Here is an 18,281-nt window from a genome sequence, read left to right on the forward strand (position 1 = left end):
ATTTGTACAGATCAAATTTGGAATTGAAGAGGCTTATTTTGGCACCCTTCCGGACGGTGGTATTCGCCCGGAAGAGGTGCTGTGTGGGGTCCGTATGTTTTTTGCTTCTACTTAAACTACTTTTTAGTTTCAGTAGCAGCGGAGGGATCTAATTTTGGGGATTTTGCATCCTGTCTTTCGAAGTACTTCTTGGTTTCAGATACAACAACCGGAGTAAGCAGCAGGAGGCCTATAAGGTTGGGGATTGCCATGAGACCGTTGAAGGTATCGGAAAGGTTCCATACGAAGCTGAGCTTGGCGATGGCACCGACACCTACGAAGCATATGAATACGAGGCGGTAGGGCAGTACAGCCTTTACACCGAACAGGTATTCTATGGACTTTTCACCGTAGTAGCACCAGCCGAGGATGGTGGAGTAGGCGAAAAGGATCAGGCCGATGGTGACAACATGTTCGCCGCCGTTGAAACCTGCTCCGAAAGCGACTGTGGTCAGTTCCGCGCCGGTGGCACCGCTGGACCAAGTTCCGGTGAGGATTAGCACGAGGCCGGTCATGGTACAGACTATGATGGTATCGATGAAGGTCTGGGTCATGGAGACCAGAGCCTGAGTTACGGGCTGTTTGGTCTGAGCTGCGGCTGCAGCAATAGGAGCACTACCGAGACCTGATTCGTTGGAGAATACACCGCGGGCAACACCCATGCGGACAGCCAGCATGATGGTGGAACCTGCGAATCCGCCGACTGCGGCAGTGGGATTGAAAGCCTGTTCTACGATGAAAGCAAGGGCTGCGGGAACTTCAGCGATGTTGATCAGAATGATGTAAGCTGCGCCAGCCATGTAGAATACGATCATGACAGGGACGAGCAGTCCGGTAACTTTACCGATCTTTTTGATACCGCCGAGGATAACGGCAGCGGTCAGGATTGTCAGCAGGCCGCCGGTAATGTAGGGCGAAACGCCGTAGGTTGCTTCAACAGCGTCAGCAACTGAGTTGGACTGAACCATATTACCGATTCCGAAGGCGGCGATGGAAGCGAAGATTGCAAAGAGGGTTCCCAGCCAAGGCATTTTGAGGCCCTTGGATATGTAGTACATGGGACCACCGCTCATTTCGCCGTTTTCGTCTACTTCTCTGTATTTAACAGCCAGAACAGCTTCCGCGTACTTGGTCGCCATTCCTACGAGGCCGGTCATCCACATCCAGAACAGTGCTCCGGGGCCACCTACTGCGATAGCGGTTGCAACACCGGCGATGTTACCGGTACCGACTGTTGCGGAAAGGGCAGTCATCAGGGCCTGAAAGTGGGTGATGTCGCCGGGTTCGTCAGTATCTTCTTTGCGTTTAATAAGGGCAAGGTAAAGGGCGTACCACAGTTTTCTGAACTGTAGACCGCGCAGGGAAAAAGTCAGCCATACTCCGGTTCCTACGAGCAGGACCAGCATGGGCGGTCCCCAGGCAAAGGCTCCTACTTTCCCAACTATTCCGTCCAGCAAAGTCATAATTTCCATGTCATCCCCTTGTAAGTTTTACAGGTTACTCCCAGACTGCCGAGAAAGCTCCATCTGCGGTGTAAAGGTTGCCGGCGAGCAGGCCGCAATCTTTTTCCTGTGGGGTGTCTTGAAAATCACTGAAGCTGGCGTAGATGCAGCTACGCCCCGCTTCAGTGATTTCAAGCAATTATTTCTAACTCCTTCTCAACAGTCTTCCTGATGTGACTTAATAATCTGAATTGTCAGCAGATTTTAATATTTTAGTTGTCGTAAAGAACGCCTTCAACGGGTGTGAACTCAAGGTTAAAAGCATCAGCTACGCCTTTGTAGGTTACCTTGCCGCCGACCATGTTCAGACCGGTCTTGATTGCGTGGCTATCCTGTGCTGCTTTTTTCCAGCCCTTGTTGGCGATCTGGAGAGCGTAGGGCAGGGTGGCGTTGGTCAGGGCCATGGTGGAAGTCATGGGCACTGCACCGGGCATGTTGGCAACGCAGTAGTGGATAACGCCTTCAACATCATAAACGGGATCACCGTGGGTGGTGGGCTTGGAGGTTTCAAAGCAACCGCCCTGGTCAATGGCAACGTCAACGATTACGGAACCGTCTTTCATGGTTTTAAGCATTTCGCGGGTAACCAGTTTGGGGGCTTTAGCGCCAGCAACCAGAACTGCACCAACAACAACGTCAGCTTCCTGAACCAGCTCACGCAACAGAGCGGGGCTGCTCATCATGGGGAAGCAGTTCTTAGGCATGATTTCAGAGAGGTAACGCAGTCTTTCGAGGTTCATGTCGAGAATAGTTACTTTGGCGCCCAGACCGCAAGCCATCTGTGCTGCGTTGGTACCAACAACACCACCGCCGATAACAACAACGTTTGCGGGAGTAACACCGGTTACGCCGCCCATGAGCATGCCGCGTCCACCGTAATAGCGTTCGAGGTACTTGGCACCCTGCTGGATGGACATGCGGCCTGCAACTTCACTCATGGGTGTCAGCAGGGGCAGGTCACCTTTGGGGCCTTCAACTGTTTCATAGGCGATGGCGATGGATTTGTTTTTAACGAATGCGCGGGTCAGAGGCTCGTCAGGAGCAAAGTGGAAATAGGTGAAAACTATCTGGTCTTCACGGACCATGTCGTATTCAGAAGCTTGCGGTTCTTTAACGTGCATGACCATTTCACATTCCGCATAGATTTCAGCGGGGGTGCCAATCATCTTGGCACCGGCTGCAATGTAATCTTCATCGCTGAAGCCGCTGCCTACCCCGGCGGTTTTTTCTACCCACAGCTCGTGACCGTTTGCGATCATGACTTCAACACCTGCGGGTGTCATGGAAACTCTGTTCTCTTCAGATTTGATTTCTTTCAAGATACCAACTTTCATTTCCAACTCTCCTGATTTGTTTGTTTATGCCCTGCAATCACGACAGGGCATCTTGTTGAAAAATAAAGAGTCTGAACTCTCGGTTGGTTTTCCCTATGGCAATCTGTGTGCCAAAAAAGGCTGAGTCAGTTGCATTGAGCATTGAAGCAAAGTTAAAAATCCATGAAACCGGAAGTTTAAGAGAACAATATAAATATTGTGCGAATATTCACAAAATAACTCGACTTTAAGATTGAATTTTGAAGACGGGGTGTTGGTCCGATATGTTACCGGTTGGTGTGTGTTTTACCTTATAAAGTTCTTAAATTAAGGGAGTTTTTATTGTTGGTAGTAAAAGTTGCCATGAATGATGTTTTTCATGAAATCAGGATTGATCGGTTCAGACTCAAGGAATAATAAGTGGTAACTAAAGATTCCACAGAAAATCCCCGCGCTCGTTGGTGAGAGTCGCGGGGACGGTATAAGATTCTTTCTGAGTCGTGCGTTAATGTTGAAAAGGCTGATCGTTTGCTTGGGTTGAATTAATTGAGGGACGCTCCAGACTGCCAGGGAAGGATTTTGTTCTCACTGCGCAGCTTATGCTTTTCAATCTTTTTGAGCAGGGCAGTGTGTGATATACTTAATTTTTTAGCCGCCTTGCGTATGCTTGGAGTAGAGTTTAAGGCTTCAATAAGTATTCTTGTTTCATATTTGCCGATCATTTCTTTAAGAGAAATTCCTGTGTCCACAGTGGTGGGGATTGCTTTACACTGTTGCCCGCAATTGGATTGCTTGGAATTAAGGTAGATGGAGTCAGCAGAAATTTCATTGGAGTCGCTGAAGATGGAAGCCCGTTCAATTACATTTTGAAGTTCGCGAACATTGCCCGGCCAGCTGTAGGTGATCAGTTTTTTCAGTCCGGAAGTGTCGATGGTCTGTTCTTTCTTTTCCAACTTGCGGTTGAAACGGTTCAAGAATTTCCCGGCCATGAGTGTTATGTCTGTCTGTCTTTCCCGTAACGGGGGGATCTGGATGGTCAACACGTTGATTCGATAAAAAAGGTCTTCCCGGAAGTCCCCGGCGGCAACCATGTCGTTCAGGTTTTTATTGGTGGCGGTGATGACTCTGGCATTGACTGGAATTTCTTCGACCCCGCCGATGCGGCGTACACATCCTTCCTGCAACACTCGCAGGATTTTGGCCTGCGGTCCGGGGGGCATGTCGCCTATTTCGTCAAGGAAGATAGTTCCGTTATGGGCGGCTTCAAAAAGTCCGGGTTTGCCTTTCTTTTTTGCTCCGGTAAAGGCTCCGTCAACATATCCGAAAAGTTCGCTTTCAATTAGTTGTTCCGGCAAGGCCGCACAGTTGATGGGAATGAATGGACCGGGTCTGCCGCTTTCAAAATGAATGGCCCGGGCGAAAAGTTCCTTGCCTGTGCCGCTTTCCCCTGTGATGGAGACAATGGTGTCCAGTTCGGCAATGCGCTTGGCAAAGGTAATCAGGTTTTTAATAGCCGGGCTTTCACCAATGAAGTCGTCAAATTTGAAATCGATGGGGGTCATCACCGCATCAACCATGGCTTTTACTTCCTGTAAATCTTTCATGAGCAGGACCGCTCCTACGAATTTTCCCTGCGAATTATGGATAGGTTTGGCTGAGCCGTAGAAATCCACCCGCCCGGTGCTGGTCATAGCGGTTTTTCTTCTGTTAACCGGGATTCGTTTCTGCATGCATTCTATAAGCAGGTTGTCTTTTGGCGTAATTTCGCCAACATAAGTGTTGACTAGACTTTCGTATGGCGTGTTGAGAATGCGGCAGGCCACGCTGTTGGCTGTATTGATCATGCCTTTGGAATTGACGGAAACAATGCCCTCGCTCATGCCGTCAAAAAGGGTGCGAAACCATTTCTCCCTTTTTTCCTGCGGCAGCCGTTTTAGTTCGGTCTGACTGTCAATGGCGGGTAGGGTTGAAAAGAGATTCAGCATTTCTTCGGTCTCAAGGGAATGTCCTCCTTCGATCTCTACAGAAATCTGAGCAAACCCATCTTTTTGCTCAACTTCCATACTGACGATGTTCAGCTTGTGCTCCAGCATAAATTTTGTGATGTCGAAGACAATCCCGATGCGGTCCTTAAACAGAAGTTTATACTTTTTGTTTTCAACCATATGGCTTCCCTCTCTTTGGAAGTGAATGTATCTTTTTAGAAGTGGAAAGAAAAGGGGCGTGTGGTAACTTTTTGAACCGCAATGTCCTAAGTGCTTTTTATGATGCAAAATATCTATGTAATATTTTGTTTCCGGTGTTATGTTTCATTTCCATGTGCAGTCGTAATGGGTTTAGAAATGAAAGTTTGCGAGAAAACAAGCCTTCCTTGTTCATTGCCCCTAGTGATGCTACTTTGCTATTGTATTGCAAACCTTTATTTTATGAGGGGATAGTGAAATTGATTCTTCATCTTTTAGGCAAGGTGACTTCGTGTCGTTTACATATATTTTGCGTCCTTTTTTTTCTTTTGGGGTTTGTTCTTCCCGCCTATAGCGCAATTTCTGCGGATGTCCCGACTGAGACCGCAGAACAAGATATATCCTTACTTACCTTAAAGTTTACCCCGGAAGAAGAGGCTTTTGTCCGCAGCGGAGTGAGGCTTCGGATCAGTGAAGTAAATTGGGAGCCTTTGTCTATAGTTGGTGAGGATGGGCAGTTCAAAGGGATTATTGCCGATTATATGAGTATGGTCTCTGCACTTTCCGGTTTAAAGTTCGAGTTCGTTCCCAGTTCTTCATGGGCTGATGTGCTTCAGAGGTACACAAAAGGGGAATTGGACATTATCCCGGCCTTGAGTCGTGAGGAGATGGTCGGAAAAGATGTCCTTTTTTCAGATGTGTATGCCTCATTTCCATTGGTCATAGTTACCCGGGACAAGTACAGAACTATTCGTGATTTGTCGCAGTTGAATGGCAAAAGGGTGGCTGCCGGACATTCGTATACCAGTTATCACTATATAGAAGATAATTTTCCTAAGATTGAGCTGATTGGGACTTCCGATGTGAAGAACGGGCTGTTGCTTTTGACTAAAGGACAGGTCGACGCCTTTGTGGGCCACCTTGCTGTTGTGGTCGATAATATGAACAGGCTCGGAATGGAAAATCTTAAAATTGCAGGCACAACTAAGTATGATTTTGAACACCGTATAGGTGTGTCTCCGGATTATCCTCAGGCTCTTTCAATAATCAATAAAGCCCTAGCTGCCATCAGCGAAGATTCTCATCGTGAAATCCGAAAGAAATGGTTTGACGTGCGTTATGAACAAGACGCTGATTATAATGAAATTATATTGCTTTTCGTGTTTCTTGTCATGGCGCTTGCCACTATTATATTTTGGAATCGCAAGCTGTTCAGACTGAATGAATCTCTGAACAAGGAAGTTGCTCAGCGACGTCGCATGGAAGAGGTTCATAATATCCTATACGAGATAGCTCTGTCAGTGAGCCGGGTTTCTGGCATTGATGAATTTTATTCCATTGTGCAGGGACAGGTTAACAAGCTGATGCATGCCCGCAATTTTTACATTGCTGCCTATGACAGGGAAACTGAGATAATAAGTTTTCCATATTTTTCTGATGAAACAGAATCCGCACCGGCACCCAGGAAATTGGGGATCGGATTGACTGACTATGTTGTCAGGACTGGCGAGCCCCTGTTCGGAGATTTGGCTACCCGTATGCAACTTCGTGGAGAGGGCGAGTATGGACTTCTCGGATCTGAGTGTAAAATCTGGCTTGGCGTTCCCTTGAAGCTTCAAGGGGATGTTGTCGGGGTTATGGCCGTTCAGACCTACAGTGACAAAGAACCTCTTGATGAAAGGGATTTTGAAGTACTGCTTTTTCTTTCCACTTATGTGGGATTTGCTCTTGAACGTATCTATCTTCTGGAGCAGAGGCGGGAACAGAACAAGGCCTTGAAGGAAAGGGAAATCAAGTATAGGGCCGTTTTTGATAATGCCAGTGACGCCATTTTGCTGATGGATCTTAATTATAATTTTATAAGCGCTAACCCTGAAGCTGTAGCCATGTTTCGTTGCGGGTCCGAGGAAGAGTTGCTTTCACATCGCCCGGAGAGTCTTCTTTCTCCTAACCAGCTTGACGGGGAGCCGTCCGATATTCTGCTGGCTGAATGGGTCAGGACTACTGTTGATGCCGGGGGGCGTGACTTTGACATTGTTTGTCGACGGCTGGACGGGGAGGAGTTTTTTGCAAGTGTCCGTGCTCGAAAGATGGTTATAAGCGGCGATTCACTGATTCAGGCTACCTTGAGTGATGTTACTGAAAAACGTCGTACCAAGGAAGAAATTGAACGGTCGGTCTCGCTTTTGACCGCAACGATTGAATCCTCTGCGGACGGGATTCTTGCGGTGGACGGTTACGGACAGGTAGTGGCCTGGAATACTCGGTTTTCTACTATGTGGAATATTTCAGAGCATGTTCTTCGGTCGGGTGTGGTTTCGGATGTATTCGGATATATTGCTGATCAGATGAAGAAGGACAGTGCCGTTAGCGGATTGTGGGATTATTCCCTTGAATCCGAGTCCGGGCAGGTTGAGGAACTTATACTCAAGGACGGCAGGATCATTGAAAAATATTCCAATCCCCAGCGCATAGGTTCTGATGTTGTCGGCAGGGTTTGGAGTTTTCGTGATGTGACCCGCAAGCGATTGAGTGAAAAGGAATTGCAGGATTCCTATCAGCGTTTGAATGATATTGTTGAATTTTTACCTGACCCGACCATCGTTATTGACAGTGACGGGGTTGTGCTGGCCTGGAATAAAGCGGTTGAAGAGGTTAGCGGGGTCAGCAAGAAAGACATGATCGGCAGGGGAGATTATGAATATGCACTGCCTTTTTACGGTGAACGCAGGCCGATCCTTATCGATTTTGCCCTTAGAGATGACCTTGAGCCTTTGACCGACAGGTATGAGTCTTTGGAGCGTCATTCCGAGATGCTTTACGGAGAGGTTTATACTCCTAGGGCTTTCAAGGGATTGGGTGCATATTTTTGGGGGGTTGCCGGGCCGTTGCGTGATCATTCCGGGAAGATTGTCGGTGCTGTTGAGTGTATGCGTAATGTAACAGAGCGCAGGCGGGTGGAGAATGAGCTTAACCGGGCAAGGCTCGCTGCGGAGGCTGCTACTCATGCCAAGTCCGAGTTCCTCGCCAATATGAGTCATGAAATCCGTACGCCCATGAACAGTATTATCGGATTCGGTCATTTGATGCAGGGGGCCGATCTTGATCCAGCTCAACGCGAAAATCTGGATAAGATGATGTCCTCGGCTGACTCCTTACTCTCCATTATAGGCGATATTCTCGACTTTTCAAAGATTGAGGCCGGTAAATTTGTACTTGAAGATGTTGAATTCAAGTTGGATCATGTGCTTGAAAAAATATGCAACATGGTCGCGGTCAAAGCGGAACTCAAAGGGATTGACTTTGTCCTTTCCGTTGAACCGGAGGTTCCTTTTACGTTGCGCGGTGACCCGTTGCGTCTGGAGCAGGTGCTGACAAATCTTGTTAACAATGCGGTTAAGTTTACCGAGAAAGGAGAGGTCAACCTGATTGTCTCCTGTGAAGAAAATTGCACAGCTGAAGCCCGGATCAAATTTATTGTCCGGGACAGCGGCATCGGCTTGAGCAGCGAGGAAGTTTCCTTGCTTTTTAATTCTTTCACTCAGGCGGATGCGTCAACTACCCGTAAATATGGCGGAACCGGATTGGGGCTGGCTATTGCCCGTTCGCTTGTAGAATTGATGGGCGGAACTGTCAGTGTGGAGAGCCTGCCCGGAGTAGGAAGCTCTTTCTATTTTACCGTGCAGTTGTCTGCCGCGGATAAAGGTAGCGAAAGGGTTTTGCCTGCCGGGAAAGAGGGGCTTAAGGCACTTGTAATTGAGAGTAATGGACTGGCCCGGGAGTTTCTACGCTCTATACTGGAAAGATCAGGCTTTAGTGTTGCTGTGGATAGTTCTGCCTCAGCTGCCCTTGAAAGGCTTGCAGAGCATGCGGGTAGGGAAGGAATCGGATTGATCCTCCTGTCCGGGAAACTGCTGGATATGCCCGTTCTTGATACTGTGGATCGCATTAGAGGGATTCCTGAGTTGGGAGATGTCCCGGTTATGTTGATGATTCCTGTCAATGTGGATGAATCTTTTCGCAGGGAAGCCGCTCTTATGGGGGTTGACGGTTTTGTGTCTCGTCCGGTCTCCCGCGTATCATTGCATGCAGCTTTGTTTGGAGAGTTCAATGAAGGTGAGCGGACAGTCCTCCCAGTCGACGAAGCGTCGGTTGGTTTTGAACTTGATTTTGCAGAGAAGAAGCCGAAAATTTTACTTGTTGAAGACAATGAACTCAACCAGCAGGTTGCGCGGAGAATACTTGAAGGCATGGGGCTTGACGTTGACGTGGCTGGAAATGGGCGCAAAGCCCTGAATGCTTTGGAAGTGGAGGCATACAATCTTGTTCTCATGGATATTCAGATGCCGGAAATGGACGGACTTACTGCTGCTAAGATAATTCGTTCTGACGAACGCTACGCCAACCTGCCTATTCTGGCTATGACCGCCCATGCGATGCCGGAGGACAAGGAGAAAAGTTTTGAAGCCGGTATGAATGAGCATTTGACCAAGCCCATAGACCCGGATGAATTGAAGAGGGCTTTGTGTAGGTACCTTGACGCCGAAGAAACAACCTATGTGCCGAATTTATGTGTTGCCGTGGGCATGGAAGACAGCCTTCCTGATCTACCCGGAATAGACTGCGCAAAAGGATTGCGAAATATCGGAGGCAGGCGGGACAGCTACTTAAAAGTGTTGCAGGGGTTCAGGGAGCGTTATTCCGGTTTTTCCGAGGAATTGGCACATATACTTGCCGAATCCGGTAAGGAACAGGCCTTGCTGAGTATTCATTCCCTGAAAGGTGTCGCCGGGAACATCGGAGCTGCAAGACTTTATGAACTTTGCCGTATTCTGGAAGGTGACCTCCGTGATGAGAATTTCGGCGGTTACGAAGATGACTTTAAGCTTTTTGTTACTGAGCTTGAACTAGTGGCTTGCGGGTTGGAAAATGTTAATATTATCAGTGGAGATGATTCCCGTGAGTATGTGTATGATGAAGAAAAAAGTTTTAATCTGATTAACAAGCTGTATATAATGCTTGGTGAAGGCGATGCCGAGTCCGGTGATGTTCTTGACGAATTGCGTGGTCATTTTTATCTGGAACGTTTTGAAGATCGACTTGCTGAGCTTACACGTTATATTGATAATTTTGATTTTGATGACGGGCGGGCCATGCTTGAACGTATTGCGGATGAATTGAATATTACTTTGGATGAAGGGTAAGAGTAATGGAAGAGAGATCTAAAATTCTTATTGTTGATGATGAGCGTCTGAATCTCAATGTCCTTTCGGATCTGCTGCGGCAGGATTATAAAGTTGTGCTTGCTAAAAATGGAAATCAGGCTCTTGACCGGGTTAATTCGGATAATCCTCCGGATCTGGTTCTGTTGGATGTACTTATGCCTGAATTGGACGGATACGAAGTCCTGCGTAAGATCAAGTCTTCTGATGAAACCAAGGGGATTCCGGTCATATTCATCACTGCTCTTGATTCCGAACATGACGAGGCCAGAGGCCTTGAAATGGGGGCTGTTGACTATATCCGCAAGCCTTTTCATCCGACCATAGTCAAGGCAAGGGTCAAGAATCACCTGACCATTGCAAGGCAGCGCAAGCTTCTGGAAGGGCTTGCCAATCTGGATGGTCTTACCGAGATGCCCAACCGCAGGAGTTTTGAGCTTGCCCTTGACCGGGAGTGGCGACGGTGCAGCCGTTCCGGGGATAAAATGTCGTTAGCCATGCTTGATGTGGACTGTTTTAAGCAATACAACGACAATTACGGTCATACTGCCGGGGACGAGGTTCTGAAAAAGGTAGCCGATGTATTGCAAGCCGAGGTCCAGCGTCCTGCGGATATTGCGGCCCGTTACGGAGGAGAGGAGTTTGTGCTTCTGTTGCCTGAAACGGATTCTGACGGCGGCAGGTACATTGCGGAAAAGATCAGGGTCCTGATTTCAGAGCTGGACATCAAACACGAGCATTCTTCAGTTAGCAATGTGCTGACTGTTAGTCTGGGAGGGGTGACTGTGGTGCCGTCTTCTTTTTCAAAAGCGCAGGATTTAACTGTGGGTGCCGATTCCATGCTTTACGAAGCCAAGCGCAGAGGTCGGAATATGGTTATCTGGACTGATCTGACCTGATTTATTTTCCTTCCGGAAACCATATTTCATACGAAGTTCCTTCTCCGGGATTACTGCTACATTCAATTGTACCGTTCAGTGCTCTGGTAACAAGGTTGTAGACCAGATGCATGCCCAGTCCGGTATTTCCCGAACTTCTGGCTGTGGTGTAAAACGGCTCAAATACTTTCTGAACCTGTTCCGTTCCCATGCCGATACCATTATCGGCAAAGATCAGCTTTACCCCTTTACCGCTACGCTCGGCAGTGATGGAGATTTGCCCTGTCTCCATGTCCGGGAAGGCGTGGGTCAGAGAGTTGGTTATAATATTCGTTATGACCTGCATGAGTGAACCCGGCGAAATATTGACTTCCATTCCCTTGGGACAATCCACTGTCAATTCGTGTTTATATTCCTTGAATTTAGGTTTTAATGACAGCAGAATTCCTTGAATGTATTCGTGCAAGTTGACTTGCCTGATGTCGTCGGAAGCCTGATCCACTGCCAGCTGTTTGAAGTTACTGATCAGTGTTGCCGAACGTTTCAGGTTTTTCATTATGTTGTCGAGGGCTTCGCTGCCTGTGTTCAGAAACTTTTCAAGATCCGACTTTTTCATTGTGCCGGATTCAAAATTATTTTGAAGGTTTTCAGTCAGTTCTATTATGAAAGAAGCACTGGTTACGCTGATTCCAAGTGGAGTGTTGATTTCATGGGCAACCCCGGCAACCAGTTCCCCTAAAGAAGCCATTTTTTCCGTTTCAACCAGTTTGTCCTGAGTCTGGCGTAGTTCGTCCATGGATTTCAGCAGGGCGGTGTTGGCATTCTCTAGTTCTGTGGTTCTCATGGTAACCCTTTCCACCAGTTCTTTGTTCAGGGATTTTAGCTCCTGCTCGACTTCCTTAATGCGGGAGATATTCGAGGAGATGGTCAGAATGGCCGGGGTGTTGTTCTCGGCAGTAGTATAGGGCACACGGGTTGTTTCGATCCAGTGGGTTATGCGTTTTTCATCCCGGTAGCTTTCTTCAGTGAGCAATTTTTCATTCCTTTCAATGACCATGCGGTCATCTTCCAGAATGCGGGTTACTTCCACCGGATCTGAAATGATTTCAGGAAGGAATTTTCCGGTAATATTTCCAGCTGGAATGCCCATTTTTTCAGCTTTGATGCTGTTGACCAGCAGGAATTTTCCGTCAAGGTCATTGGCAAAAATCTCTTGTGGCAGCAGGTCGATGATCTGGCGCAACCTTGCTTCGCTTTCCTGGGCTTTTTGAGTCGCTTTTCTGCTTTCGGTGACATCAAGTCCCTGTAAGAGAATAAAGTCGGCCTCCTCTGCGGGGTCCATGCGGACTGGAGAAAAGGTCCAGATGAAATATTTTTTTTCTTCGCCGTCAGGGTGAACCGGTAATTCCAGAACCGGGGTGAATCCCTCTTTTACCGCCTGATGTAAAGCATGGCTTACTGTTTCATGAAAATCACTGGCGAAGAAAGAGTCCAATGATTTGTTCTGGGCCTGATTGTTTTCAAATCTGGCAAGATTGGCTGCCGCCGGGTTCATATCCAGAATGGTTCCGACTGTGTTGCAGTTTATGATGGGAGCTTTTGCAGATGAAAACAGTTTGGAAATGTATGCACTGTTTTCATCAAGCTTTGAAACCATATTTTCCAGCATCAGACCTAACTGATTGAATTCTTTGACCTGACCTTGAGTGAAATTTGTTTCTCGTTCTCCTGATGCTACGTTTAAGGAGTAATTGGTCAGCATTTTCAGGGCTTTAAGTATCCTTTTTTGCAGGCCCCAGGCGGTGAAGATGGCCAAAACTGTTGCCAGTGAGAGAAGTATTCCCAAATTTAGCATGTAGTTCTTTTTCAAGGACTGGAAGGACGGATTTGTTCTTGAAAAACTGAACAGCAGGGGACTGTCCACCTGTTGCGGAAGCAGCTGGATGGTAGAGTATATGACTTCCTCATCAATTTTAAATTCCCCCGGCGTGATGCCCAGAGTCCAATCGATAAGTTTCTTCATTTCGGTTTTGGACGGATTGGAGGTGCTGATGATGAGTCTATGCCTGCTGACAAGAGCTGCATTGATCGCGGTGGAAACTTTTTTAAGCCGGTCAATGAAAGATACATTAGAGTTCAGGTCTATTCCGCCGTATAGAATACCGGAAACTTCTCCGGTGTGTTCATTGAAAACCGGAACTGCGCAAACCAGCATGGTCCGGATGCTGTTCAATGACCTGAAGGAAAGATAGCCCCAGGCCGGGGATGAACTCATGGTGTTTTTAAATTTGTTGCGCAACTGCACGATGGGCAATTCAATTACCCCGGCTTCAACCCAGTTACGGCCGTCCCGGTATATGGTCAGGACATCCAGCAGGTAGCCCTGCCGTGAATTCATGAATTCGTATAGATTCTGGTCAAGGGTTTCACTGTCCCCAGTAACTATTGCGCCCCTGAAATCGGCATTCATAGTCATTTCGATGAGGTCATCCTTGATATCTTCAAGGGTGTTGTTCAAGGAAAGGGAGACAATGCTCTCGGTTTTTTCAATATCAATGGTGAGTTCGGTTTCAAGGGTGGTTTTGGACAGGTAGAAAGACCATGAAAATATAAAAATTCCCATGACAACCACCAGAGCCAGCATCGGTGTCAGCAGTTGTATTGTCAGTCCGGGGGCTTTTTGGGAAAAAAGCTTCATTGACGATTCCTTTTAGTTTCCGGAGTAACGGAAGCTCTCTTGTTGCAACTGTTGCAGCCGTTTTGGACTTACTCTTTTATCCAGTATTTCAAACCTGCCGGAAAATACAAGGGGGATTTGAGATTTTTTTTCAAGCATATCAAGAACGATAGCATCAGCCATAGCGACCCCGCTGTCATCGTTGATGCGCATCACCGTGACTTCCATCTCTCCTTTTTTAATTGCTTCTATTTCCGGTGACCCTCCGCCCCAGCCGTTAACCATGATCCGGTCCAGCATTCCTTTTTCCCGCAACCCTTCAATGGCTCCGAGGGCTATGTCGGTGGAGCAGGCATATATGAATTTAATGTCTGGGTGGTGTTCAGCAATCCTTATTGCTGCCAGTCGGGCTTTCTCTTTGTCGATTCCAGTGCGGAATACTGCAACTAATTTCAGGGAGGTGTAGTTGTCCATGTGTGAAATGAAAGTTTCCCCCCTTTCTTTGTTCAGATACCCGGGGTCCGGGAGGAATATTGCATACTTGCCGTGTCCTCCGGTTTTGCGGGCAAAGTATTTTGCGAGCATTTGCGATCCTTGCGCATGGTCGAATCCTACATACATGAACGGCTGTTTACCTTCCCAGATTTTAAGCGGGGTGGTGATGTTCTGGAGTATTACTTTCGGCTTTCCGGTGATGAGGATCGATTCGATCATCCGTTGATGGCGTGAGGCATCAAGGGTAAAAACCAGATAATCAGGATTAGTTTCCAGGGCTTTTTGGAAAGCTGCGGACTGTTTGGCCAATGTGTCGGTCGGTTTGATGAAAAATTTATGAATGCGGGGGTGGACGCCGTATTGCTTGAGCCTGTTTTCGAAAGATCTACAGCTTCTGCGCCAGTAGTCGGATATCTGTTTTCCCGGACATACAACAGCTATTTCAGGGCTGAATTGTTGGTCCAGCCGTTTAACATAATTATTTTTAACAAGTTTATTAAAATTTTTTTCTAGAAATTTTTCACCGGGATGTAATTTGATATATTCGTCGAGGGTATAGTATTTCCCGGCTTCGACCGGGATGGTGGGAAGCAGAATGAAAAAGAGTGTTATGACGGTGAGGAATCGTTTGAGACTCATTACTGTCTCCATATTTCAGTGTTATTTGGAAAATATGGAAGTAGTATATCAGAATGGCTGGCAAATGTAACTCCGGGAACTCGGTTCCCGGAGATCCTTATCAGGCAGAGGGATTAGGTGGCTGCGGCTTGCGGTGTGCGCTGTCTGAGCAGACTCACTCCGGCATAGACCAACGGGGTGTCCAGAAAGGCAATGCAGACTTTGGCGACCCATTGACCGATTATGATGTCGGTAACGGGCATGACCCCGTAGAAAGCTATGGTAACAAAGATGGTTGAATCAATGAGCTGGGATACAATGGTCGAAAGGTTGTTACGTAGCCAAAGATGGTTTCCTTTGGTTATTCTGCGCAGCAGGTGAAAGAGCCAGACATCATTGGTCTGGCTGACCAGATAGGCGATGAGGGAGGCCAGAACAATGCGCGGGGTGTTGCCGAGCACACTGGCAAAACCTTCCTGTCCGTGCCAGAAGGGCGCGGGTGTCCAGTGCAGTGCGGCCCATGACAGGACGATGGCGGTGAGCAGGGCGAAGAATCCGCAATGGATGACTTCGTTTGCCCGTTCCTTTCCCCAGATTTCGCTGATGATATCTGAGACAATAAAAGTGACGGAGTAAGCGAGAACTCCGGCGGGAGCGTAAAACCCGAAGATGTTGATGATCTTGGTTGATACAACTGCGGCCATGACCAGCGAGCCGATGAAAAGGCTCGTGAGAAGAGTGAACGCTTTGCGTTCAAATGTAGAAGAGAGCATTGGATTCCCTTGTGTTGGATGTTCTTGTTTTGAAACGGATACCGCCCGACACGAGCAAAAGGGAGAAAGTCCCGCGCCTCGACTGTTCCGTTTCGGGGCAAATGTTCAGGGTGCAGGGGTGCCAGCATTTGGGTGAAAAGTCAAAATAGAAATATGGTCCCATGAAGGTTTTCTTTTAGCGGGCAAGCTGCTAACAGCCGGGACTCGATTAAGGCACTTTTCAGATTAGACTGTTTATCTATGGAGAAGATCACTGTGAAAACAACAAAAAGTCAGGACAAGACCGAAGCTCTTGTCTCCCTCGGTCAGGCCGGTGCTACAAAGTACAATTATGATACTCCGGGTCCTGAAATTCTTGAGACTTTCCCGAATAATTTTCCGGGCAGGCCTTACATCATCAGCATTGAATTCCCGGAGTATACTTCCCTTTGTCCGGTAACCGGGCAGCCGGATTTCGCCACTATTATAGTGGAATACATCCCCGATGAACTCTGTGTGGAATCCAAGAGTTTCAAACTTTACATGGGGGCCTACCGCAACCACCAGTCCTTCATGGAAACTATCACCAACAATATTCTCGACCATTTCGTGGGTCGCCTTTCTCCACTATGGATGAGGGTCAAAGGGATTTTCTCTCCTCGTGGCGGTACCGGGCTGCACGTTTTTGCTGAGCATTATAATAAAGAGAGTGCTCAGTATGAAGAGGTTCGGGAAACTGTCCGTGAATGGAAAATGGAATCCGGTAGACATTCGGCCTAGTTTTCTTTAGGTGCAATATTGAATGATTATCCGCTTTGTCAGTTCTTCTTGGTGATTTATTTAGCTGCGACGGCTTGACAAGTTTGGAGTAATTTTTATATTTTGCCAAATAGGAAAATATGGAGAAATAAGCATGACAGCGAATATCGAGACCAAATCGAAAGTGTTTAAGGCATTGGGCCATCCCAGCAGGCTTGCCATTGTGGAAGCTCTTTGTGAAGGCGAGCTTTGCGTCTGTGATATTGTCCCTATTGTGGGGCGGGATATTTCCACCGTGTCCAAGCATCTTTCTTTACTTAAGGATGCCGGGGTGCTCAAAGACAGTAAGCGCGGTACTAACGTGTATTATAGTCTGGCCATGGATTGTGTCCCGGGGTTTCTGAGCTGTCTTGAAAATTTCTTCGCTTTAAAATTTGAGGAACAGGCCAGAGCCTACGCCGCAAATTCCATAAAGAAAATGTAAACAGGGAACAGCTGCGGTTTTGTTGCGGCTGTTCTTTTTTAAACCTAAGCTTTCGTATTTGGCAAAATATAAACGTAGGAGAAGAGAGAGTGGAAGAACTAAATATTAAACCTTGTGCCTGTTCATCTGAACCCAAAAAATTGGAACCTCTGGGCATGAGTCCCGAATCGGAAGCCTCTGTAGAAGAGCCTAAATCCGCCACTCTGCCCATAAAAGGCAATGCTCTGTGGGCGGTAATGGCCGGGGGGCTGCTGCTTTGGTACGCGCTTTATTCACAGCTGCTGCCTTTTTCCAAATATGCGGCTTTTGATCTTTTCGGCCTTACTCCGGGCAGTCATCTTGGGGAGGCTATACAGTTTTTCATCTACGATACACCCAAGGTCTTGATGCTGCTGGTGCTGGTGGTCTTCGGTATCGGTATTATCCGTTCCTATGTGACAGTTGAGTGGACCCGCAAGGTTCTGGCCGGGAAGCGAGAATCTGTGGGTAATGTTCTGGCTGCCCTGCTCGGCGTGGTTACCCCGTTTTGTTCCTGTTCCGCAGTACCGCTTTTCATCGGTTTTGTGGCCGGGGGAGTTCCGCTGGGCGTTACCTTTTCCTTTCTTATTTCAGCCCCCATGGTTAATGAAGTGGCATTGGTGCTGCTTTACGGACTCATGGGCTGGAAGGTCGCGACTCTGTATTTCATTACCGGAATTTCCATTGCCGTTGTGGCCGGATGGGTTATCGGGCGGCTCGGCATGGAGAAGCATGTGGAAGGCTGGGTCAAGCTGGCCAGCGCAGATAACAATGGTCCGCAGTCCGGCATGAGTGTTGAGGACCGGGTGGCTTTCGGCATTGATTCGGTTAAGGATATTGTGGGCAAGGTCTGGTTTTATGTTGTGCTCGGTATTGCTGCCGGTGCAGCAATCCATGGATATGTTCCTGAAGATATGATGGCTTCCATTATGGGTAAGGGTGTCTGGTGGGCGGTTCCCGTTTCAGTGTTGCTGGGTATTCCCATGTACACCAATGCCGCCGGGGTTATTCCCATCGTTGATGCATTGCTTGGCAAAGGGGCTGCCCTTGGAACCGTGCTGGCCTTTATGATGAGTGTAATCGCTCTGTCTTTTCCTGAAATCGTCATCCTGCGCAAGGTGCTCAAGCCCAAGTTGATTGCAGTTTTTGTCAGTGTTGTTGCCTGTGGTATCCTTGTTGTGGGCTATCTGTTCAATATGATTATTTAATTTTGTTAAAGGTAGCGTTTGTTCAACCGCATTTTCCACAGGGGGAATGCGGTTGTTTGCGTTTTAGCCTTTTTTCTCAGGCTGGAGTTGTGTTATTGTTAGGCTGGAACAATTTTTTCTGGAGGTGCTGCAC

At 47.6% G+C, this 18,281-nt stretch carries 11 protein-coding genes; 5 read left to right on the top strand and 6 right to left on the bottom strand.

From position 1 onward, the window contains the following. Positions 1-116: 116 nt before the first annotated feature. From D0S45_07510 to D0S45_07520, 3 genes are all read right to left on the bottom strand, one after another. Positions 117-1,511 carry a sodium:alanine symporter family protein gene (locus D0S45_07510; GenBank protein ID TIH17005.1) on the bottom strand — a complete coding sequence of 465 codons (1,395 nt, stop codon included), beginning with the start codon at positions 1,509-1,511 and terminating at the stop codon, positions 117-119. Between the two features lie 242 nt (positions 1,512-1,753). Further along, complete coding sequence (gene ald, locus D0S45_07515) at positions 1,754-2,875, bottom strand: alanine dehydrogenase (GenBank protein ID TIH17006.1); 1,122 nt, start codon at positions 2,873-2,875, stop codon at positions 1,754-1,756. Between the two features lie 521 nt (positions 2,876-3,396). After that, on the bottom strand, positions 3,397-5,019 hold the full coding sequence (locus tag D0S45_07520; protein TIH17007.1) for an AAA family ATPase: 1,623 nt from the start codon (positions 5,017-5,019) through the stop codon (positions 3,397-3,399). Between the two features lie 152 nt (positions 5,020-5,171). Here D0S45_07520 and D0S45_07525 point away from each other — a divergent pair, with 152 nt between their 5' ends. Beyond that, positions 5,172-10,241, top strand: coding sequence for a response regulator (locus D0S45_07525; GenBank protein ID TIH17008.1), 5,070 nt, complete (start codon positions 5,172-5,174; stop codon positions 10,239-10,241). 5 nt (positions 10,242-10,246) lie between these two features. After that, positions 10,247-11,158 (top strand): diguanylate cyclase, encoded by a 912-nt coding sequence (locus tag D0S45_07530; GenBank protein TIH17009.1) that lies wholly within the window; start codon positions 10,247-10,249, stop codon positions 11,156-11,158. 1 nt (position 11,159) lies between these two features. Here the strand turns inward: D0S45_07530 and D0S45_07535 are convergent, their stop codons facing one another. The 3 genes from D0S45_07535 to D0S45_07545 all read right to left on the bottom strand — a co-directional run bounded on the left by D0S45_07535 (position 11,160) and on the right by D0S45_07545 (position 15,700). Continuing rightward, complete coding sequence (locus D0S45_07535) at positions 11,160-13,835, bottom strand: PAS domain S-box protein (protein TIH17010.1); 2,676 nt, start codon at positions 13,833-13,835, stop codon at positions 11,160-11,162. A 12-nt stretch (positions 13,836-13,847) separates the two neighbouring features. Continuing rightward, positions 13,848-14,948, bottom strand: a complete 1,101-nt coding sequence (locus D0S45_07540; GenBank protein ID TIH17011.1) for a sugar ABC transporter substrate-binding protein — start codon at positions 14,946-14,948, stop codon at positions 13,848-13,850. A 113-nt stretch (positions 14,949-15,061) separates the two neighbouring features. Further along, positions 15,062-15,700 carry a VUT family protein gene (locus tag D0S45_07545; protein ID TIH17012.1) on the bottom strand — a complete coding sequence of 213 codons (639 nt, stop codon included), beginning with the start codon at positions 15,698-15,700 and terminating at the stop codon, positions 15,062-15,064. Positions 15,701-15,955: 255 nt separating this feature from the next. On the opposite strand from D0S45_07545, the gene queF reads away from it, so the two are divergent. The 3 genes from queF to D0S45_07560 all read left to right on the top strand — a co-directional run bounded on the left by queF (position 15,956) and on the right by D0S45_07560 (position 18,148). Then, positions 15,956-16,459, top strand: coding sequence for an NADPH-dependent 7-cyano-7-deazaguanine reductase QueF (gene queF / locus D0S45_07550; GenBank protein ID TIH17013.1), 504 nt, complete (start codon positions 15,956-15,958; stop codon positions 16,457-16,459). Positions 16,460-16,592: 133 nt separating this feature from the next. Then, the gene (locus D0S45_07555) at positions 16,593-16,922 is read left to right on the top strand and encodes an ArsR family transcriptional regulator (protein ID TIH17014.1); all 330 of its coding nucleotides are present in this window, start codon (positions 16,593-16,595) and stop codon (positions 16,920-16,922) included. Positions 16,923-17,011: 89 nt separating this feature from the next. Further along, positions 17,012-18,148 (top strand): permease, encoded by a 1,137-nt coding sequence (locus D0S45_07560; protein TIH17015.1) that lies wholly within the window; start codon positions 17,012-17,014, stop codon positions 18,146-18,148. Positions 18,149-18,281: the final 133 nt, after the last annotated feature.

The organism is Marinifilum sp. JC120 (assembly GCA_004923195.1).
Lineage (GTDB): Bacteria > Desulfobacterota > Desulfovibrionia > Desulfovibrionales > Desulfovibrionaceae > Maridesulfovibrio.

Excerpts from the sequence above, each read along its gene's own strand:
- D0S45_07510 (TIH17005.1), bottom strand. The coding sequence starts at position 1,511 with ATGGAAATTATGACTTTGCTGGACGGAATAGTTGGGAAAGTAGGAGCC.
- ald (TIH17006.1), bottom strand. The coding sequence starts at position 2,875 with ATGAAAGTTGGTATCTTGAAAGAAATCAAATCTGAAGAGAACAGAGTT.
- D0S45_07520 (TIH17007.1), bottom strand. The coding sequence starts at position 5,019 with ATGGTTGAAAACAAAAAGTATAAACTTCTGTTTAAGGACCGCATCGGG.
- D0S45_07525 (TIH17008.1), top strand. The coding sequence starts at position 5,172 with ATGTGCAGTCGTAATGGGTTTAGAAATGAAAGTTTGCGAGAAAACAAG.
- D0S45_07530 (TIH17009.1), top strand. The coding sequence starts at position 10,247 with ATGGAAGAGAGATCTAAAATTCTTATTGTTGATGATGAGCGTCTGAAT.
- D0S45_07535 (TIH17010.1), bottom strand. The coding sequence starts at position 13,835 with ATGAAGCTTTTTTCCCAAAAAGCCCCCGGACTGACAATACAACTGCTG.
- D0S45_07540 (TIH17011.1), bottom strand. The coding sequence starts at position 14,948 with ATGAGTCTCAAACGATTCCTCACCGTCATAACACTCTTTTTCATTCTG.
- D0S45_07545 (TIH17012.1), bottom strand. The coding sequence starts at position 15,700 with ATGCTCTCTTCTACATTTGAACGCAAAGCGTTCACTCTTCTCACGAGC.
- D0S45_07555 (TIH17014.1), top strand. The coding sequence starts at position 16,593 with ATGACAGCGAATATCGAGACCAAATCGAAAGTGTTTAAGGCATTGGGC.